This is a genomic window from Xanthomonas sp. D-36-1 (assembly GCF_017746155.1).
Classification (GTDB): domain Bacteria; phylum Pseudomonadota; class Gammaproteobacteria; order Xanthomonadales; family Xanthomonadaceae; genus Xanthomonas; species Xanthomonas cissicola.
The window spans coordinates 15,980-34,180 of sequence record NZ_JAGHWR010000027.1; the positions used below are offsets into that span (position 1 = coordinate 15,980).

The window sequence follows — 18,201 nt, forward strand, 5'->3', positions numbered from 1 at the left end:
GGGCGTCCGGGCCGCCATTGGTTCGCGTGCCAATCTTAGAACTGGCCGCCGAAGGTGAACTGCAGACGCTCGATCTCGTCGTTGTCTTCCTTCTTCAGCGGGAATGCATAGCTGATCGAAATGGGGCCGACCGGCGCGCGCCACAACAGCGCCACACCGGTGGAGGCGCGCAACTCGTTGGCCTTGAAGTTGTCCACGCCGCTGTAGACGTTGCCGAAGTCGACGAATGCCGAAACGCGCGCCGACGGGCTGTCGAACAGCTTGGGGAAATACATTTCCACCGAGCCCACCGTCTTGAACGACCCGCCCAGCGGCTGGCCGCGGGTATAGCCATTGATCGCTTCCGAACGCGGGCCCAGGGTGTTGTCTTCGAAGCCACGGACCGAATTGGTGCCGCCGGCGTAGAAGTTCTCGTAGAACGGCAGGCCGGTGGCGGTGACCGTGCGGGTGCTGCCATCCGGATTGGTCAGCACGCGGGTGCTGTCCTTCCCGTAACTGTCGCCGTAGCCCAGTTCGAAGCGCGTGTTCAACACCAGCGCCGGAATGATCGGCCAGTAGTTGGAGATCTGGTAGTTGAGCTTGTAGTACTCGACCGTGGAGCCGGGCAGGGTGGTTTCCAGGCCCACACGCTGGTACATGCCGCGGGTCGGCATGAAGAAGTCGTTGCGGGTGTCGCGCGCCCAGCCCAGTTCCGTGCGCCAGGCATGGAAGGTGCGCGTGCCGATCGCATTGATGTAGTCGATGATCGCCTGCGGTGTGGTGCCCGCGAAGGTGGTGATCTGGTTGCTGTCGATACCCACCATTGCCGAGACGGTGTCGTTTTCGGTGATCGGCACGCCGAACACCACCTGCGCCGAACCGTTCTTGCTGTTGAATTGCGCGGTGTTGAAGTCCGAATAATCCAGTGCACGCCAGGACAGGTTGTAGCCCAGCGACACGCCGTCGTCGGTAAAGAACGGGTTGGTGTAGGAGAACGCGTAGCGCTGCTGATAGCTGCTGCGCGAGGCCTCCACTGCCACGCGGTTACCACCGCCCAGGAAGTTGTTCTGCGACAACTGCACCGAGGTGGTCACACCGAAGCTCTGCGAATAACCCAGGCCGAACACGAAGCTGCCGGAGGTGGTCTCCTTGACGTTGTAGACCACGTCGACCTGGTCGTTGCTGCCGGGCACCGCGGGCGTTTCCACGTCCACGCTTTCGAAGTAGCCCAACCGCTGCAGACGGATCTTGGAACGGTCGATCGCCGCCTGCGAATACCAGGTGTTCTCGAACTGGCGCATTTCGCGGCGCAACACCTCGTCGGAGGTACGGCTGTTGCCCTTGTAGAGGATGCGGCGCACGGTCACGCGCGGGCCGGGCACCACCTGCAGGTTCACTGCCACGGTGCGGTCTTCGCGATTCGGCGTCGGGATCGGGTTGACCTTGGCGAACGCGTAACCGACGTTGCTCAGCGTATTGGTGATCGCATCGGACGTGTACTCCAGCAGCGCACGCGAGAAGATGTCGCCGGCCTTGGGGATCACCAGGCGCTCGATGTCGGCCTGCGGCAGCACGGTGTCGCCGGTGACCTTGATTTCGGAAATCTTGTACTGCTCGCCCTCGGTGACGCCGGCGCTGATGAACATATCGCGCTTGTCGGGGCTGATCGAGACCTGGGTGGAGTCGATGCTGAAGTCGACATAGCCGCGGTCCAGGTACCAGGAGTTGAGCTTTTCCAGGTCGCCGGACATCTTTTCCTTGGAGTACTGGTCGTCGCGGCGGTACCACGAGGCCCAGTTGTGTTCCTTGGATTCCCAGTTGTCCAGGATGTCCTCGTTGGCGAACTTTTCGGTACCGATCAGGTTGACGTGGCGGATCTTGGCCGCCTTGCCTTCCTTGATCGCGATGGCCACGTCGACGCGGTTACGGTCCAGCGGGCTCACCGTCGGGGTGATTTCCACGTTGTACTTGCCGCGGTTGTTGTACTGGCGGGTCAGTTCCTGGGTCACGCGGTCCAGGCTCAGGCGATCGAAGGTGCCACCCTCGGACAGGCCGATGTCACCCAGGCCCTTGAGCAGTTCCTCGGACTTGATGTCCTTGTTGCCGGTCACGGTGAGCTTGTTGATCGCCGGGCGCTCCTTGACCGTGATCACCAGGATGTTGCCCTGGCGGTCCAGCTGCACGTCCTCGAAGAAGCCGGTGCGGTAGAGCGCCCGGATCGCGTCGGCCACCTTGGCATCGTCCACGGTGTCGCCGCGGTTCACCGGCAGATAGGTGAAGACGGTGCCGGAGGCGATGCGCTGCAGGCCGTCGACGCGAATGTCGCTGGCAACGAACGGCTCGACGGCCAGAGCAACGGCCGGCAGGCTGAGGCCGGCGGCAAGAGCGAGGGCAAGCAGGCGGCGAGTGGGAAGACGCGTCATGTCACATCCGGTTGGAGTCGTATTCGGGTGTTGCTGGATGCCGGCGTATGACGACGACAACAGGCGGAAAGAGTGGAGCAGCTTCATCGTGGAACCAGGCCGAGGATGTCGTTGTAGAACGCCAGTCCCATCAACCCGGCCAGGACCGCCAGGCCGACGTATTGTCCGGCAATCATGGCCCGTTCGCTGATCGGGCTGCCCTTGATCAACTCGATAAGGTAATACAGCAGATGCCCACCGTCCAAGATCGGGATGGGCATCAGGTTGATGATCGCAAGGCTGAGCGACAGCAACCCGAGGAAATACAGGAACCAGTCGAGCCCGCGTTCGGCCGAGGCGTTGGCGGCGCGCGCAATGGTGACCGGGCCGGAGATGTTCTTGACCGAGGCCTGGCCGGTCAGCATGCGCTTCATCATGCCCAGCGAATCGGCGGTCATCCGGCCGGTTTCGCGGATCGCGGCCGGCACGGCGGCGAACAGCCCGTACTGCTGGCGGCTGTCGTATGCCGGAGCCGGGGCGGCGGCCGGACGCACGCCGATCATCCATTGGCCCTGCGGCGACTTGCGCGGGGCGATTTCCAGCGCCAGCCGGTCTTCGCCACGCGCCACCTCGATCATGCCCGGCCCGCCGTGGGCGCCCAACGCCTGCACCTGCGGAATGATGTCTTCGGTCGAGCGGATCGGCTGGCCATCGATGGCCACGATCCGGTCGCCCGGCTTGAGCAGGCCGTCGGCCACCGATCCCTTCACCACTTCGGCAATCACCGGTGGCTGCAGCATGAACTGCCAGCCGATGCCGGCCAGTGCGGCAACGCGGCGTTCGTCGAAACCGACCGGCAACTGCGACAGGCGCAAGGTGTGTTCGCTGCTGCTCGCAGTGTCGGAGGCGGTCAGGACGCGGACATCGCGCCTGTCCATTGCCGCAGTGGTGAGCTGCAGGCTGGCATCGCTCCAGCTGCTCACGCTGCGGCCGTCGATGCGTACGATGCGCTCGCCCGGAGTCAGTCCGGCTTCGGCGGCCAGGCCATCGGCGCGACCGACGGTTGCCGAATAATCCTGCTTGCCGACCACGAACATCGCCCACAGCATCGCCATGCACAGCAGCAGGTTGGCGATGGGGCCCGCCGCGACGATCGCGATGCGCTGCCACACGGTCTTGCGATTGAAGGCCTGGTCCTGCTCGGCCGGATGCACGTCGCCTTCGCGCTCGTCGAGCATTTTGACGTAGCCGCCCAGCGGGATCGCGGCGACCACGAACTCGGTGCCGTGGCGATCGCGGCGCATCCACAGCGGTTTGCCGAAGCCCACCGAAAAACGCAGCACCTTGACGCCGCAGCGCCGCGCGACCCAGAAATGCCCGAATTCGTGAAAGGTCACCAACACGCCCAGGCTGACGATCATCCACCAGACCGAACCGATGAAATCACCCATGTGTGCAGCTCGTGTGCGTGGAACGATCAGGCATGAAGGGCGTGATGGGCGAGGGCGCGTTCAGTGATTTGCCGGGCTTGCGCATCGGCAAAAAGCAGGGTGTCGAGGGAATCGGCATTGTGCCGCTGGAGCGTTGTCAGTGTGTGTTCGACCAACGCAGGGATCGCTAGGAAACCCACCTGGCCCTGAAGAAAGGCTGAAACAGCCACTTCATTGGCCGCGTTCAGGATCGCCGGGGCGGTGCCGCCGGCCCGTAATGCGTCCCAGGCCAGACGCAGACACGGGAATGCGGCGGTGTCGGGGGCCTCGAAATCCAGCCGGCCCTGGGTCAGCAGGTCAAGTCCGGCGACACCGGAGTCGACCCGCTCCGGCCACGCCAGGCCCACCGCCAGGGTGGTGCGCATGTCCGGCAGGCCAAGCTGGGCAAGGGTGGAGCCGTCGACGAATTCCACCAGCGAATGCACCAGGCTCTGCGGATGCACCAGCACATCGATCTGCTCGCCCGGCAGTCCGAACAAGTGATGCGCCTCGATGACTTCCAGGCCCTTGTTCATCAGGGTCGCCGAATCCACCGAGATCTTCGGTCCCATCGACCACTTCGGGTGGGCGACGGCCTGCGCCGGCGTTACCGCCGTCAGCGCCTCACGGTCCCAGCCACGGAACGGACCGCCCGAGGCGGTCAGTACCACGCGGCGCACGCCACGACTGGCGTCGCAGGAGCGCAGGCACTGGAAGATAGCGCTGTGTTCGCTGTCGATCGGGATGATTTCAGCCCCGGCAGCGGCTGCGGTGCGGGTCAGCAGCTCGCCGGCCAGCACCAGGGATTCCTTGTTGGCCAGCAACAGGCGCTTGCCGGCGCGCGCTGCCGCCAGCGTAGACGGCAGCCCGGCCGCACCCACGATCGCCGCCACCACGGTGTCGCACGCATCGCCACTCGCCAGTGCGTCCAACGCCTCGGCGCCGGCATGCGCCTGGGTCGCCAGGCCCAGCGCGCGCAGGCCATCGCGCAGTGCCGGGTACAGCGTCGTCTCGGCAATCACCGCATGCGCAGGCCGGCGGGTGGCGCAGAGCCCCAGCAGCTCGTCGACCTTGCTGCCGGCCGACAGCACGCTGGCGCGCAGCCGCTCGGGGTGGCGCGCGATCACGTCCAGTGCCGATGCGCCGATCGAGCCGGTGGCGCCGAAGACGGCGACCTGACGGGGAGAAGAGCCAGCCATGCCTAGAATCCGAGAATTTCCTTGCCGAGTGCGAACACCGGCAGGGCAGCGAGCACGCCATCGATGCGGTCCAGCACGCCGCCATGGCCAGGAATCAGCGTGCCCGAATCCTTGGCGCCGGCGTGGCGCTTGAGCAGGCTTTCGAACAGGTCGCCCAGCACCGATGCCAGCACCGCCAGCGCGGAGACCAGCACCAGCTGCGGCACATGCGCCAGGGTCAGCCCGGCCAGCCAGCCGAACGCGCAGGCAACTGTAATCCCGGCGAGCAGGCCTCCGAGCAACCCTTCGATGGTCTTGTTGGGGCTGACCCGCGGCGCCAGCTTGTGCTTGCCGAACGCGCGGCCGGCGAAATACGCACCGGAGTCGGCCGCCCACACCATGGTCAGCGCGGTCAGCAACCACAGGTTGCCCTTGTCCGGGCTGGCATGCAGCAGCACCAGCGCCGCCCATGCCGGCAGCACCGCCAGGGTGCCGGCGGCCAGCTTGAGTGCGCGCGCCTGGCCGTTGCCATGATCGGCGCCGAAGGTGAAAAAGCGCAGCCAGAGCAGCGCCAACAGCCACCACGCCACGCCGACCAGCGACGCAATCTGGAACAGCACCATCGAGCCGGCCGAGGCCCACACCATCAGCACCATCAGCAGCAGATTGAGCATCAGCAGCACGGTGCGCGGCAGGCTGTCGTCGATGCCGGAGAGCTTGAGCCACTCCCACAGACCGGTCAGGAACAGGACCGCCGCCAGCGCTGCCAGCCATTGAGTGGGCAGCAGCACGATCGCGCAAATCGCGAGCGGCGCCATGATCAGCGCGGCAATCACGCGAGTCTTGGTCATGCGGAGGAGCTCTCCGTCGCCTTGTCGGCGATCTGTGCGCTGGTCAGGCCGAAGCGGCGTTCACGCCCGGCATAGTCGTCCAGCGCTTGCTGCAGCACGCCGGCATCGAACTCCGGCCACAGGGTTTCGGTGAACCACAGCTCGGTGTAAGCCAGCTGCCACAACAGGAAATTACTGATGCGGGTGTCGCCACCGGTGCGGATGAACAGATCCGGCGCGGGCAGGTCGGCCAGGGCGACCCGGCTGGACAGCAGCGCTTCGTCGATCTGCTCTGGCTGCAGGCGGCCGGCAGCTACGTCTTCGGCCAACGCGCGGGCCGCCGCGGCGATGTCCTGGCGGCCGCCGTAGCTGGCGGCGATGCTCAGCACCAGCCGCGAGTTCGCTGCGGTGCTGCGCTCGGCGCCGGCCATGCGGTCGCGCAATGGTGCGGCAAAGCGGCTGCGGTCGCCGATGAAGCGCACCTGCACGCCACGTCGCTGCAATTCTTCGACTTCGCGGTCGAGCGCATGCAGGAACAGCTTCATCAGCGCATCGACCTCATCCTGCGGACGGCCCCAGTTTTCACTGGAAAACGCGAACAGGGTCAGCGCCGACACGCCTTTTTCCAGGCAGAAATCGATCGTGCGATTGACCGCGCGCGCGCCGGCACGGTGGCCGATGACGCGCGGACGCCGCCGACGCTGCGCCCAACGCCCATTGCCATCCATGATGATGGCAATGTGGCGCGGCACAGCAGCAGAGAGGACGGGATGCATGGCAGGCGATGCCACGATCAGACCGTCATCAATTCCTGTTCCTTGCCCTTGACGACCTCATCCACGTCCTTGATGGACTTGTCGGTCAGTTTCTGGATGTCGTCTTCGGCGCTGCGGGCCTCGTCTTCGGTGACGGCCTTGTCCTTGAGCAGATCCTTGACCTGCTGGTTGGCATCGCGGCGGATGTTACGGATCGCCACCTTGCTGTCTTCGCCCTCGCCATGCACGGACTTGCTGAGCTCCTTGCGGCGCTCCTCGGTCAGCGGCGGCAGGTTCAGGCGGATCACGGTGCCGACCACGGTCGGGGTCAGGCCCAGATCCGAGGCATAAATGGCTTTTTCCACGTCCTTGATCATGCCCTTGTCGAACAGGCTGATGACCAGCGAGCGGCCTTCGGACACGCTGATGCTGGCAACCTGATTCAGGGGCGTGTCGGCGCCGTAGGCCTTGACCTTGATGCCGTCCAGCAGCGCCGGCGAGGCACGGCCGGTGCGGATGGTGGTGAGGGAATGGCGCAGAGCATCGATGCTCTTGGTCATGCGCGTCTGCGCGTCTTGTTTGATCTGGGTGAGCATCGCCGGAATCCGTGTGGAGCTGAATCCGGAGATTATAGCCGGGACTGAGGTTTCACGACTCGCGGGCCGCCAGCACCCGCGCAGCCGGTTCACTTGCCGCCCCTTTCTAGGTGCCGGGTCCGCGGGTTGGAGATCGCCGCACAGCTTGCGGTACTGCGCCTTGCGATTCCCCAATCCCGATTCCCCGCCTCAGCTACGGCCCTGCACCAACGTGCCGATCTGCTCGCCATGCAGGATGCGCAGCAGCACGCCCGGTTCGCTCATGCCGAAGATGCGCAGCGGCAGGTCGCTGTCGCGCGCCAGTGCAAAGGCGGCGGTATCCATCACCTCCAGGCCCTGCAGGATCACCTGGTCGTAGGTCAGGCTGTCGTAGCGCACCGCATCGGTGTGCTTCTTCGGGTCCTTGTCGTACACGCCGTCGACCTTGGTTGCCTTGAGCAGCAGGTCGGCACCGATCTCGATCGCGCGCAGCGCCGCGCCCGAGTCGGTGGTGAAGAACGGGTTGCCGGTGCCGGCGGCGAAGATCGCGATGCGGCCCTTTTCCAGGTGACGGATCGCGCGGCGACGGATGAAGTCTTCGCAGACATCGTTGATCTTGATCGCGCTCATCACGCGCACCTTGGCGCCAAGCTTTTCCAGCGCATCCTGCATGGCCAGCGCGTTGATCACCGTGGCCAGCATGCCCATGTGATCGCCGGTGACGCGGTCCATGCCGCTGGCGGCCAGGCCGGCGCCGCGGAAGATATTGCCGCCGCCGATGACCAGGGCCACCTGCGCGCCGGCCTGCTGGGCTTCGATCACTTCATGGGCAAGGCGGTTGATCACCTTGGGATCGATGCCGTAATCCCCGTCCCCCATCAGCGCCTCCCCGGAAAGTTTGAGAAGAATGCGGCGATAGGAAAGTTCGGACATGGGGGAAACCTCGGGGGTGGGGGATCGGCAAACGCCGGCAATTCTAGCGGAAGCCTGTCACCTGGCGTGGTAAAAATTCCTTTGTTGGCAGTGGCGTGACCGGTTGCTCAATGCGCGCGCGGGTTCGGTGGCGTTGGTACATCGGTCGCATCGTAAGCGGTGACGCGGTTGCGGCCGCGATGCTTGGAGCGATACAGCGTGCTGTCGGCGGCCTGCAACAAATGGTCGATGCTGTCGAACTGGCGCTCGGCACCGCCGTGCGTGGCAAGACCGGCAGAGAAGGTGATATGCAGTGGGCCGCCCTGCAGTTGCGCCATCGGCGTGCGCGCGGTTTCGGCCAGGATGCGTTCGATCACCATCAGCGCCGCATCGGCAGGTGTATTGGGCAGGATCACCAGGAATTCTTCGCCGCCGTAGCGCGCCACCAGGTCGCTGGTGCGCACCATGCGTTGCAGCGTTTGCGCGAAATTGCGCAACACTTCATCGCCGACCAGATGTCCGTGCGCATCGTTGACGCGCTTGAAGTCGTCCAGGTCGATGAAGGCGATCGACAGTGGCCAGCCTTGCCGCGAGGCCAGTTCGAACTCATGCGTCAGTGCGGTACCGAGCTGATGCCGATTGAATACCCCGGTCAACGCATCGCGGCTGGCCTGTTCGGCCAGGTGGCGCATGCGGTTTTCCGATTCGTCGGCATGCCGGCGTGCTTCGGCCACGTCCTGCAATTCGCGCAGGCTACGCAGCATCGCCAGTTCACGCGCCTGCTCGAAGATCATCTGGATGTGCTCGGGCTGCGGCACGCGGATGTCGAACAGCGCTTCCAGTTCCGGCAGCGATTCGGCGATGCGTTCGATCACTTTTTCGAAGCGTTCGGCATCCAGCTCCAGCACGTCCTGGGCCTGCTGCTGCGCATGTTCGGTTGCGGTGACCGCACTGGCCGAGAGCCAGATATCGGCCAGGCGCCCGGATAGCGCCACGCAGGCCATGAACGGTTCCAGGCCTGCCGGGTCTTCTTCGCTCTGCGCAACTGCATTCTGCAGATATGGCGGCAGCTGCCACTGATGCGCCAGCCAGGCGCCGACTTCGGCATGCGTGGCGCCCAGTTGTTCGCGTTCGGCATCCAGCAGCGCGGTGTTGTCGGCGGCCTGTTCCAGCAGCGGTCCGTATAGATCCGGCGCACCTTGCAGCAGGGCCAGCTTGCCGATGTCCTGCAGCAGGCCGGCCAGCATCAATTCTTCGGGTTTGCGGATGCCGTAGGCCTGGCCGAGGATGCGACTGGCCAGCGCGCACAGGCCGGCGCGTCGCCAGATGCGCTCGTGCAAGGGGTGGGCGATGAAGGTGCTGCGCACGCCGTGCACCATCGAAAAGCCCAGTGCCAGGCTCAAGGTCGCGTTGAGGCCGAGCATGGTCAGCGCCTGGCCGAGATTGTCGATGCGGCGGCGACTGGCGTATAGCGGCGAATTGGCCACCCGCAGCATGCGTGCGCTCAATGCCATGTCCATGCCGATGACCTTGGCCGTGGTGCTCATGTCCACGTCCGGATCCTGCGCAAGTTCGATGATGCGCAGCGCAACGCCAGGCGGCGAGGGCAGGTTGCGGCAGTAGTGCAGGGCGGCCTGGAGATCTGGTTGCATGAGTCATTGCCAACAGTGGCCACAAGCATACAGCTGCGGTCGTTGAGTGGGGCGCGCCATGCTCCGCCATCGCCGCGCCACAAGACATGCGTGATGGAACGCGAAAAGCCTGGTCGGCATCTTCAGGTAACGGCAATACCGATGACATCTGTAGAGTTGAGGCCGCTTTGCCGCTGCGCCGGATGCGTTCGCTTCAGGTTCGCGCCGGTGTGCGGATGCGCGATCGACGGCAAAAAAAAAGCCGCGGCATGCCGCGGCTTTCTTTCGAGCGGGGAAGATCAGGCCAGGCCGGCCTGCTTCATCACTTCGGCGGCGTAGTCTTCCACCACCTTCTCGATGCCTTCGCCAACGGCCAGGCGCTGGAAGCCGATCACTTCGGCGCCGGCGGCCTTGACTGCCTGCTCGACGGTCTGGTCGGTGTTGAGCACATACGGCTGGCCGTACAGCGTTACTTCGTTGACGATCTTGCTGATCTTGCCGCTGATGATCTTTTCCAGGATCTCGGCCGGCTTGGCCTTGTCCTTTTCGGACATCTTGGCCAGTTCGATTTCCTTTTCCTTGGCAACGAATTCGGCCGGAACGTCGGACGCCTTGACGTGCGGCGGGTTCATCGCCGCGATGTGCATGGCGATGCCGCGCGCCAGCTCGATGTCGCCACCCTTCAGTTCGACCAGCACGCCGATACGGCCGCCGTGCACATAGGCCGCGACGTTGTTGGCGCTGTCGATACGGACCAGGCGACGCACCTGCAGGTTTTCGCCGACCTTGGCGATCACCGCAGCGCGACGCTCTTCGATGGTCTCGCCGCTGTCGAGCTTGACGCTCTTGAGTGCTTCGGCATCGGCAGCGTCCGAGTGCAGTGCGGCATTGGCCACCACCTCGGTGAAGGCCAGGAAGTTCTCGTCCTTGGCGACGAAGTCGGTCTCGGAGTTGACTTCGACCAGCACGGCCTTGCCGCCGGCCTGGGCGGTGGCGATGCGGCCTTCGGCGGCAACACGGTCGGCCTTCTTGTCGGCCTTGGCCAGGCCCGACTTGCGCAGCCACTCGGCCGCGGCGTCGATGTCGCCTGCGTTTTCGACGAGTGCCTTCTTGCACTCCATCATGCCGGCGCCGGTGCGCTCGCGCAGTTCCTTGACCAGGGAAGCAGTGATTTCCATGGAATTACCTCATATGGACGAATGCGTGCGGCGGAAGTGATTCCGCCAGTAGGAGACGGTGCAGCATGCCGCCGCCCCCGTAAATGTATTCAGTCGCCTCAGCGACGGAGCGACAGGGCGCCGTCGGGGCTGCGGCCGCACAGCATGGTGCGGCCGCATTGCACGCCGATTACTCGGCGGCGTCAGCCTTCTTGTCGCCCTTCTTGGCCGGAGCGCGACGGCCCTTGCCTTCGTCGGCGGCGTCGGCCGAGAACTCTTCTTCGCGAACAGAAGCGGAGTTCGGCGCAGCAGCCTTGCCTTCCAGCACGGCATCGGCAGCGGCGCGTGCGTACAGCTGCACGGCGCGGATGGCGTCGTCGTTGCCCGGGATGGCGTAGTCGACCAGGGCCGGATCGTAGTTGGTGTCGACCACGGCGATCACCGGAATGCCGAGCTTCTTGGCTTCCTTGATGGCGATGTCTTCATGGCCGATATCGATCACGAAAATCGCGTCGGGCAGACGGTTCATTTCCTTGATGCCGCCGAGCGAGGCGTCCAGCTTCTCGCGCTCGCGACGCAGGCCCAGCACTTCATGCTTGACCAGCTTGTCGAAGGTGCCGTCGGTCTCTGCCGCTTCCAGTTCCTTCAGGCGGGCAACCGACTGCTTGACGGTACGGAAGTTGGTTAGCGTGCCGCCCAGCCAGCGCTGGGTCATGAACGGCATGTTGCACCGCTCGGCTTCTTCCTTGATGGACTCGCGTGCGCTGCGCTTGGTGCCCAGGAACAGCACGGTGCCGCGCTTCTGCGCAACCGAGGAGAGGAAGTTCATCGCGTCGTTGAAGAGCGGAACGGTCTTCTCGAGGTTGATGATGTGGATCTTGCCGCGCGCGCCGAAGATGTACGGCGCCATCTTGGGGTTCCAGTAGCGGGTCTGGTGGCCGAAATGGACGCCGGCTTCCAGCATCTGACGCATGGTGACTTGGGGCATTGCAGTAACTCCGTAAGAGCGGAATCGCCGTGCGCTGACCTGACTTTTGAAAAGTCCGCACATGGATGTGCAGGTTCTTGCGAGAGGCTCGCAGTCAAACGCACGTAATTCCGGGGTTGGGCTTCCCTGTTGCCTCCGCGACGAACCCCTTGCGAGGGCACCCCGGCGCGGATGGCGGCAACAGGTGTGAATTCGTCGGTGACGTCCGACGTGGACGACGTAATGCGTTAAGACGCAAAATAGCCGGCGGAGTATAGCCGGCCGGGTGGCGTGGTGCAATTGGTCTGGTTCTGAGGCAGCTGACGGTGATCGCTGGGGATTCGGGATTCGGGATTGGTTTACAGCGGATCGCGAATGACCGGTGGTGTCGCGCATGCCGAAGGACGGCGAGGCCAGCAACGCTTTGCGATTCCAATCCGCGATCCCAGCCCTCAGGGCTGCAGCGCCAGCGTGCTTTCGATATCGCTGTTGATGCGCGCCACGAAGCGGCCGCTGCCTTCGGGCAGGTTGGCGGGCAGGGCCCATTGGCGGGTCTGGCCGGGGAGGACGTAGCCGGCCAGGTCGTCGCGGATGTTGCGGCGGGTGCCGCCGGCATCGATATAGGCCAGGTCGGCCAGGCGCGCATGGCTGGGGCCGGAATTGTAGATGCGCAACGCGCGCTGGCTGCCGTGCCCGGCCAGGCTGGCGTGCAGCGCCGGTTGCGCTGCGCTGGCCTGGCTGGGCTGTGCAAACACGGGGGTGGAATAACGCAGCAGGTCGGTCTCGTTGCCGATCGCGTGCTGGGTCACGACGAGCCGGTAGCTGTCTTCGGCCTGCGTGGGGCTGGGGCCGAGGCGGATCACGCGCAGCAGTTGCCGGCCCTGCGACGGTATTTCGAAATGCGCCGGGCTGACGGTGGCGCCGGTGGCCGGCTCGAGGAGTTCGCGCTCACCGTCCTGGCGCCAGCGGTAGAGCTTGGCGTCGGCACGCCATGGCTGGGCGGCCTGGTTGTAAAGCCAGACCGTTGCCTGGTCGCTGTCGGCCGGGATATGCGCAGTGGTCGGCGCGATGGCGATCTCGGCAGCACTGGCGCCGCCGCTTCCCGCCATACCGCCGAGGACCAGGACCAGGACCAGGACCAGGGCCAACAGATCGCGAAGGTGGCGGGCAGTGGCCATGCTCAGAACGCGATGGTGGTGATGCGCGCGCTGCCGGCGGGCATCGGCCCGGCGAGTGCGCTGGCGTCCTGGCCGGTGCTGGTGACGGTCGATGCCTCATTGCTGCTGGGCGGCTCGGCGATCGCCATCGGCGTGCCCCTGGAGCAACTGGCGCGTGGCGGCGCGGTACGCAGTTCGCAACCGCTGAGCAGGCGCAGGCCGATATGCAGGGTGGAGTTTTCCGGCCCCCGCACCGTGGCTGCGTTCGCCGCGGTAGAGGTCGCGGCGCATGCGAGAGCAGCCAGGGCCAAGCGCTTCAGGAAGGTGACCTGCGTCATGGAGGCAATCGTTTGCATTGGAGACGTAAGAAATAGCGACGCCCCCGATACGAACTTTATTAACTGTCAGTAAGTGATGGAGACGGTCACCGTATCGGTGTAGGCGCCTGCAATCGGCAGTTGTGGGGCCGGCGCGCGTCCATACACCGTGACCGTCTGGGTGGTGCCATTGCCGGTACCCGACAGCGTGTCCACCCCGATGACGGTGCCCCACCGATTACTGCGCCCGGTATTGCTGTAGAGCTCGTAGTTGATGTAATTGGCGCTGCTGGCATGACGCATGCGCCGCACGCTGCCGCTGGCATTGCTGCCATTGTCCAGCCCGATATTCCAGGCAGTACGGTTGGTGCAGGCCAGGCTGATGGTGGAGCTGCGATCGATGGCGGTGTCGATGCTGCCGGCGATGCTGCCGAAGTCCAGATCGGTGGTGACGTAGGCATTGCAGCGAGCCGGCACAGTGGCCGAGGCAGTGAACGGGAAGGCGTTGCTGGCAGTCTTGGAGCCGGTGCCGCCAGCGGTACAACTGCTTGGCAGCGAGGGCATCCCGGTGATGCTTTCGTTGTAGGAGTAGCGCAGCACGGTGTCGGCGCCGCCAAAGCTGCTGGTGTGGTTGCCGACAGAAAGGGTCTGGTTGGCCGGAATCCGCCCATACACGGTGATGGTGGCGGTCTGCGAGCCGCCGGTGATCACCGGGACGGTGTAGGACAGTGTCAATGTCCGCGGCGAGGGAGCGGCCGACCCGGTGGCGCCCCAGATCTGCGTGCGTGTTGCCTCGCTGTAGATCTGGAAATCCAGGCTGTCGCTGGTGGAGTTGAGCATGCGGCGAGGGGCATACACGCCGCTGCTGGCACTGCCGGGGCCAAGGTCCAGGCAGAGGCTGACTTGTGCATAGCCCAGCACGCTGAGCGCAGCCGTCGCGCAGGAAACATTGAGCGTTGCCACTGCATCGGTGGTGCCGTTGGCCGCCACGTTGCCAAACGCCAACGGAGTGCCGAGGGTGACGGTGCAGGTGGTGTCCGCGTGCGCTCGCTCGCTGGGCCCAAGCCACAACATCGCGATCGTCAGCGCGAGCATCAGGCGCCAACGTGTGGACATGCTCACGGCGTGGTCTGCTCAACGATGCACTGCAGGGGACCCACCCGCGGAATGCCGCCCGGGTCGGCTGGATACGCGAACTGCGCAACGCAACGGCCCTGGGGCAGGTCGACCATGATGCGGTTGTCGCGTTGCAGGTTGTCCAGATAGGTTTCGCCGTCGTAGCCGACCACCACGCGGTCGGTACTGCCTTCGCGCTGCACCATGCTGCCGACGGGCAACGGCGCGCCGTGCGCATCGTGCAGCACGATGATGGCGGCGCGCACGCGGGTGATGCCGAAGCGCACCGCCACACCCGATTGCTGGCGCGGTGTCACCGTGGTGTCGACCCGGTCCACGCGCAGGTCCGCCGACAGGCCCAAGGTGTCGATGGAGAGCTGGTTGCGCTGCCATGATTGCAGTGGCGTGACCAGCAGGGTGCCGCGCGCGTCGGTGACCCCGATCAAGCGGTTTTCCAGCCGCACCGGAATGCCGGGCTGGCCGTCGGTGCTCACCACCGCGAACGCGTCCTGGATATCGCGCGCGGCGAAGGTGCGGCCGTTCATCCACACCAGGCTGCCGCTGGCGCTGGCATAGCCGAAGCTGTCGCCGTCCTGGGTTGCTGCGCCGAGGTTGTAACGGCCGATCCGGTTCAACCAGCCCAGTTCGGCCAGCCCGCCGCTGGCATCGTCGCCGGCACGTCCTTGCAGGCGCCAGCCGATGCCGCCCAGATCGCCATCGCCAGGCAGCGGCTGGCTGATATCGGCCACCAGGCCGGTGCGCTCGCCGTTGCGCTGCATCGATGCGCTGGCCTGACGCACTTCGCCGAAGGTGGTCGACAGCGACAGGTACAGGCTGCGATCGCTGGGGACATCCAGATTCTGATTGCCCGATAGATTGGCCGCCCAGTTGCGCCCGAAGCTGCGCGACCAGAACACGCTCGCATAGCGCGAGGTATCGCCCTGCGGATAGCTCAGCCGCACATAGCTGGTGCCGAGCGAACCGATCGGGTCGACGTTGACGCCGAGTGCTGCGCGGTCGCTGACGCGCGCTGGCAGGGCGCCTTGCAGTGCGCCCAGGTCACGATAATCGCCATGGGTGCGCTGGCTGCCCAGATTGACGTTGAAACGCCGGTTGTTCCAGGCGTAGCCCAGCACGTACTGGCCGCCACGCAATGCCTCCATCCGGCTGTGCGCGTAGGCGGCGTTGAATACACCGCCCACGCCAAGCAACCACACGCCGCCTGCGCCTGTATTGATTACGCCACCGCCAGTTTCGGCATGCGCTTCGAGGGTGAAGTCGTCGCGCAGGCCCTTGCGAAAGGTGGCGCTGGCCACACGACGTCGGTCATAGGAAAACGAGCGCACGCCGTAGTCGCGGCGCAGATGGCCGATGCCGACCGACCATTCGGAAATGCCGCGCGCCAGCAACTGCGGTGTGCCATAGAACGCAAAATCCAGCCGGCGCACGCGACCGAACGCATCGGTCACCACGATCTGCGCCTGGCCCGTGCCGCTGATGCCCGGTTGCGCGGCCAGCTGAAACGGGCCGGCCGGCACCTGGCCGCTGTACTGGCGTAAGCCATCCACATACAGCTCAACGGTGGAAGGCACCGCCGCTTCGCCGAGAAAGCTCGGCGTGGGCGTCAGTACCCGATACGGTTGCAAGGCGTAATTGCGGCCGATCTGCACGCCGCCCAGGCGGATCGAGCGGCTCCAGTCGACAAAGCCGCTATAGAAATCGCCCACGCTCAGGCTGGTGGCGCTCTCCGGGAAATCCATCTGCCAGGCACTGTCCAGGCGCACCGCTTCGCTGCGCCAGCGTTTGTCCTGTGGGCGGTCGTAGGCCAGAAAGACCGCAGTGGTATCGACCATGCCGCGCCCGATGCCGAAGGCGCGCACTTCGGTGGCCAGCGACGCGCTGCTGACGCCGGCGTTGCGGGTGGCATACAGGTCGTAATTGAGCAGCATGCCTGGCGATGCGGTGGCGCTGGGCGGAGCCACTTCTTCGGCTTTCAGCACAGTGGTGGACAACGACAGCTGTGCCAGCGGCGCCTGCAGCGCGAGCCGCTGCAGCGCGGCGTCGTAGCGCACTTCCACGTCGGGCAGGCGGTCCAGATCGACCAATTCGCCAGGGACGCGGTCGGCCAGGATGAAGCCGAGTTTGCGCAGGGTTTCCACCGAGCCGCGCAGCCGCCCGTCGACCAGTTCGAACGGCGCCAAGCCGCGATCGGCCTGGTTCAAGGTCACGTCCAGATAGAGCGTTTGCGGCTGTGGCGTGGCGCTGGGCGGCGGCGGATCGGGAAGCGACGCCACAGCGGCCAGATCGCCGGCTGCGGCGCTGCCCAGGCAGCTGGCGGTCGCAAGCAGCGTCATCGCCAGTCGCGCCGCATCAAGGCGCCGTCGGCGCGGCCAACAAAGTACGTTCGTCAGCCTCACCATTGATCCTTGCGATGATGGTGCCGCGGCCGAACTGCGCCAGCGGCGCACCCAGCGACCAACGCATGGTCTGCCCGGGCAGTACATAACCGACCAAGCCGTTCAGTGCGGTCTTGGTTGCGCCATCGACCTGGTGCCGCAGGTCGGCGACCTGCGCATGGCCGGTGCCGGTGTTGCTGATCTGGATCTGCGCCTTGCCATCGCTGCCGGCAACCACCTGCGCGCTCAGGGCCGGCGAAGGTTCGGCGGTGCCTGGCGGCAGCAGGAAGATCGGCACCGAATAACGCAGCACGAACTGCATGCCCTTGCGGTCGGCATCGGCGCTGGGCAGCTCGTCGACGATGATGCGGTAACACTGCTCCTGCCCGCTCGGGGCAGGGCCGGCGCGGATGACCCGGATCAACTGGCGTTCGCCAGCGGCCAGGGTGCGCATCGGCGGGCTGACCAGCAGATCCTGGGTGGGGTCGAGCTGATCCTGCCCATCGCGCTGGGTCCAGCGATAGGCGCGGGTCTGCACCTGGACCGGCGTGCTGCCGCTGTTGCTCAGCCACAGGCCGTCGGCGGTCTGCTGGGCGCTCAGGCTCAGCGATGTAGGGGCCAACTGCAGGCTGGCGGCATGCGCCGGCGTCGGCAAGCCGCCGTTGGCCATGACCAGCGCCGTCGCCAGCCCGGCCGCCATCAGCCAGACCGGTAAACGTGACAACGGGCGGTGATGCACAGGCATACGCGGACTCAATAGACGATCGTGGCAGTGATCGTGTCCTGGTAACTACCGGTCGCAGGGTTGTTGGCCGACGGGTTGGTCACGCGACCGTAGACCGGGTAGACCTGATTCAGACCGGTGGCGGTGCGGCTGAGCGTGTTGGTGCCGGTGGTGCTGCCCCAGACCGTGCTGCGGCCCAGATCCTGGTAGAGCTGATAGGCGATGTAGTTGTTGGTGGTCACCAGCGCGTCGGTATTTTTCATGCGGCGGGTGGTGACGTCGTTGGCGGTACCGGCATTGCTGCCTGCGCTCAATGCGATGTTGTATGGCGTCAGCGCGGTGCACTGGGCGGTCACGCTGCCGTTGGCGTCCGCATTGGCGGTCGAGGTCGAGAGCACCGAGCCGAAGTCGACATCCGTGGCGGACGCAGCGGTGATCGTGCAGGCCTTGGTGACCGCGATCTTGACGTTGAAGGTGGTGGTGTCTGCCGCGCTCGCCATGCCAATGGTCGAGAGCAGGCCGAGCGACAGCAGGACAGGGCGGACAGTACGCATGGACATTTCCTTGACCGTTCTGGTCATTGATGACGCGACGAGTCGTCGCCTTCCCTGCAATGCATCAGCTGTGCCAAACATA

16 protein-coding genes are annotated in these 18,201 nt (G+C 65.4%); all 16 read right to left on the reverse strand.

The features are described 5' to 3' along the window. Window positions 1-35 precede the first annotated feature (35 nt). On the reverse strand, window positions 36-2,402 hold the full coding sequence (gene bamA, locus J7367_RS08495; RefSeq protein ID WP_007973104.1) for an outer membrane protein assembly factor BamA: 2,367 nt from the start codon (window positions 2,400-2,402) through the stop codon (window positions 36-38). Window positions 2,403-2,485: 83 nt separating this feature from the next. Beyond that, complete coding sequence (rseP, locus tag J7367_RS08500) at window positions 2,486-3,832, reverse strand: RIP metalloprotease RseP (protein ID WP_057661997.1); 1,347 nt, start codon at window positions 3,830-3,832, stop codon at window positions 2,486-2,488. A 26-nt stretch (window positions 3,833-3,858) separates the two neighbouring features. Beyond that, window positions 3,859-5,049 carry a 1-deoxy-D-xylulose-5-phosphate reductoisomerase gene (locus J7367_RS08505; protein ID WP_057661994.1) on the reverse strand — a complete coding sequence of 397 codons (1,191 nt, stop codon included), beginning with the start codon at window positions 5,047-5,049 and terminating at the stop codon, window positions 3,859-3,861. A gap of 2 nt (window positions 5,050-5,051) precedes the next feature. Next, entirely contained in the window at window positions 5,052-5,879 is an 828-nt protein-coding gene (locus J7367_RS08510; RefSeq protein ID WP_057661993.1) for a phosphatidate cytidylyltransferase, read from the reverse strand. Then, window positions 5,876-6,634, reverse strand: coding sequence for a polyprenyl diphosphate synthase (gene uppS / locus J7367_RS08515; protein WP_057661990.1), 759 nt, complete (start codon window positions 6,632-6,634; stop codon window positions 5,876-5,878). Before uppS ends, J7367_RS08510 begins: the two co-directional genes overlap by 4 nt. 17 nt (window positions 6,635-6,651) lie before the next feature. Further along, window positions 6,652-7,209: a ribosome recycling factor gene (gene frr / locus J7367_RS08520; RefSeq protein ID WP_057661986.1), complete on the reverse strand. Its 558-nt coding sequence runs from the start codon at window positions 7,207-7,209 to the stop codon at window positions 6,652-6,654. A gap of 189 nt (window positions 7,210-7,398) precedes the next feature. Next, window positions 7,399-8,121 (reverse strand): UMP kinase, encoded by a 723-nt coding sequence (gene pyrH / locus J7367_RS08525; protein ID WP_005911727.1) that lies wholly within the window; start codon window positions 8,119-8,121, stop codon window positions 7,399-7,401. 107 nt (window positions 8,122-8,228) lie between these two features. After that, window positions 8,229-9,752, reverse strand: a complete 1,524-nt coding sequence (locus tag J7367_RS08530) for a GGDEF domain-containing protein (RefSeq protein WP_057661982.1) — start codon at window positions 9,750-9,752, stop codon at window positions 8,229-8,231. Window positions 9,753-10,030: 278 nt separating this feature from the next. Beyond that, complete coding sequence (gene tsf, locus J7367_RS08535) at window positions 10,031-10,909, reverse strand: translation elongation factor Ts (RefSeq protein WP_057661978.1); 879 nt, start codon at window positions 10,907-10,909, stop codon at window positions 10,031-10,033. 169 nt (window positions 10,910-11,078) lie between these two features. Next, window positions 11,079-11,876, reverse strand: coding sequence for a 30S ribosomal protein S2 (gene rpsB / locus J7367_RS08540; protein WP_005911732.1), 798 nt, complete (start codon window positions 11,874-11,876; stop codon window positions 11,079-11,081). Window positions 11,877-12,307: 431 nt separating this feature from the next. Further along, a complete protein-coding gene (locus J7367_RS08545; RefSeq protein ID WP_057661975.1) occupies window positions 12,308-13,033 on the reverse strand; it encodes a fimbria/pilus periplasmic chaperone in 726 nt (241 codons plus the stop codon). Window positions 13,034-13,035: 2 nt separating this feature from the next. Then, window positions 13,036-13,368, reverse strand: a complete 333-nt coding sequence (locus J7367_RS08550) for a hypothetical protein (protein ID WP_042674793.1) — start codon at window positions 13,366-13,368, stop codon at window positions 13,036-13,038. Between the two features lie 48 nt (window positions 13,369-13,416). Continuing rightward, window positions 13,417-14,451: a spore coat U domain-containing protein gene (locus J7367_RS08555; RefSeq protein ID WP_022559712.1), complete on the reverse strand. Its 1,035-nt coding sequence runs from the start codon at window positions 14,449-14,451 to the stop codon at window positions 13,417-13,419. Then, a complete protein-coding gene (locus tag J7367_RS08560; protein WP_057661973.1) occupies window positions 14,448-16,799 on the reverse strand; it encodes a fimbria/pilus outer membrane usher protein in 2,352 nt (783 codons plus the stop codon). Before J7367_RS08560 ends, J7367_RS08555 begins: the two co-directional genes overlap by 4 nt. Before the next feature lie 16 nt (window positions 16,800-16,815). After that, window positions 16,816-17,586 (reverse strand): molecular chaperone, encoded by a 771-nt coding sequence (locus J7367_RS08565; protein ID WP_057661971.1) that lies wholly within the window; start codon window positions 17,584-17,586, stop codon window positions 16,816-16,818. A gap of 8 nt (window positions 17,587-17,594) precedes the next feature. Further along, complete coding sequence (locus J7367_RS08570; protein WP_008576696.1) at window positions 17,595-18,146, reverse strand: spore coat U domain-containing protein; 552 nt, start codon at window positions 18,144-18,146, stop codon at window positions 17,595-17,597. Window positions 18,147-18,201 lie beyond the last annotated feature (55 nt).

Coding starts and splice junctions, on each gene's coding strand:
- bamA (WP_007973104.1), bottom strand. CDS start 2,402: ATGACGCGTCTTCCCACTCGCCGCCTGCTTGCCCTCGCTCTTGCCGCC.
- rseP (WP_057661997.1), bottom strand. CDS start 3,832: ATGGGTGATTTCATCGGTTCGGTCTGGTGGATGATCGTCAGCCTGGGC.
- J7367_RS08505 (WP_057661994.1), bottom strand. CDS start 5,049: ATGGCTGGCTCTTCTCCCCGTCAGGTCGCCGTCTTCGGCGCCACCGGC.
- J7367_RS08510 (WP_057661993.1), bottom strand. CDS start 5,879: ATGACCAAGACTCGCGTGATTGCCGCGCTGATCATGGCGCCGCTCGCG.
- uppS (WP_057661990.1), bottom strand. CDS start 6,634: ATGCATCCCGTCCTCTCTGCTGCTGTGCCGCGCCACATTGCCATCATC.
- frr (WP_057661986.1), bottom strand. CDS start 7,209: ATGCTCACCCAGATCAAACAAGACGCGCAGACGCGCATGACCAAGAGC.
- pyrH (WP_005911727.1), bottom strand. CDS start 8,121: ATGTCCGAACTTTCCTATCGCCGCATTCTTCTCAAACTTTCCGGGGAG.
- J7367_RS08530 (WP_057661982.1), bottom strand. CDS start 9,752: ATGCAACCAGATCTCCAGGCCGCCCTGCACTACTGCCGCAACCTGCCC.
- tsf (WP_057661978.1), bottom strand. CDS start 10,909: ATGGAAATCACTGCTTCCCTGGTCAAGGAACTGCGCGAGCGCACCGGC.
- rpsB (WP_005911732.1), bottom strand. CDS start 11,876: ATGCCCCAAGTCACCATGCGTCAGATGCTGGAAGCCGGCGTCCATTTC.
- J7367_RS08545 (WP_057661975.1), bottom strand. CDS start 13,033: ATGGCCACTGCCCGCCACCTTCGCGATCTGTTGGCCCTGGTCCTGGTC.
- J7367_RS08550 (WP_042674793.1), bottom strand. CDS start 13,368: ATGCAAACGATTGCCTCCATGACGCAGGTCACCTTCCTGAAGCGCTTG.
- J7367_RS08560 (WP_057661973.1), bottom strand. CDS start 16,799: ATGACGCTGCTTGCGACCGCCAGCTGCCTGGGCAGCGCCGCAGCCGGC.
- J7367_RS08565 (WP_057661971.1), bottom strand. CDS start 17,586: ATGCCTGTGCATCACCGCCCGTTGTCACGTTTACCGGTCTGGCTGATG.
- J7367_RS08570 (WP_008576696.1), bottom strand. CDS start 18,146: ATGACCAGAACGGTCAAGGAAATGTCCATGCGTACTGTCCGCCCTGTC.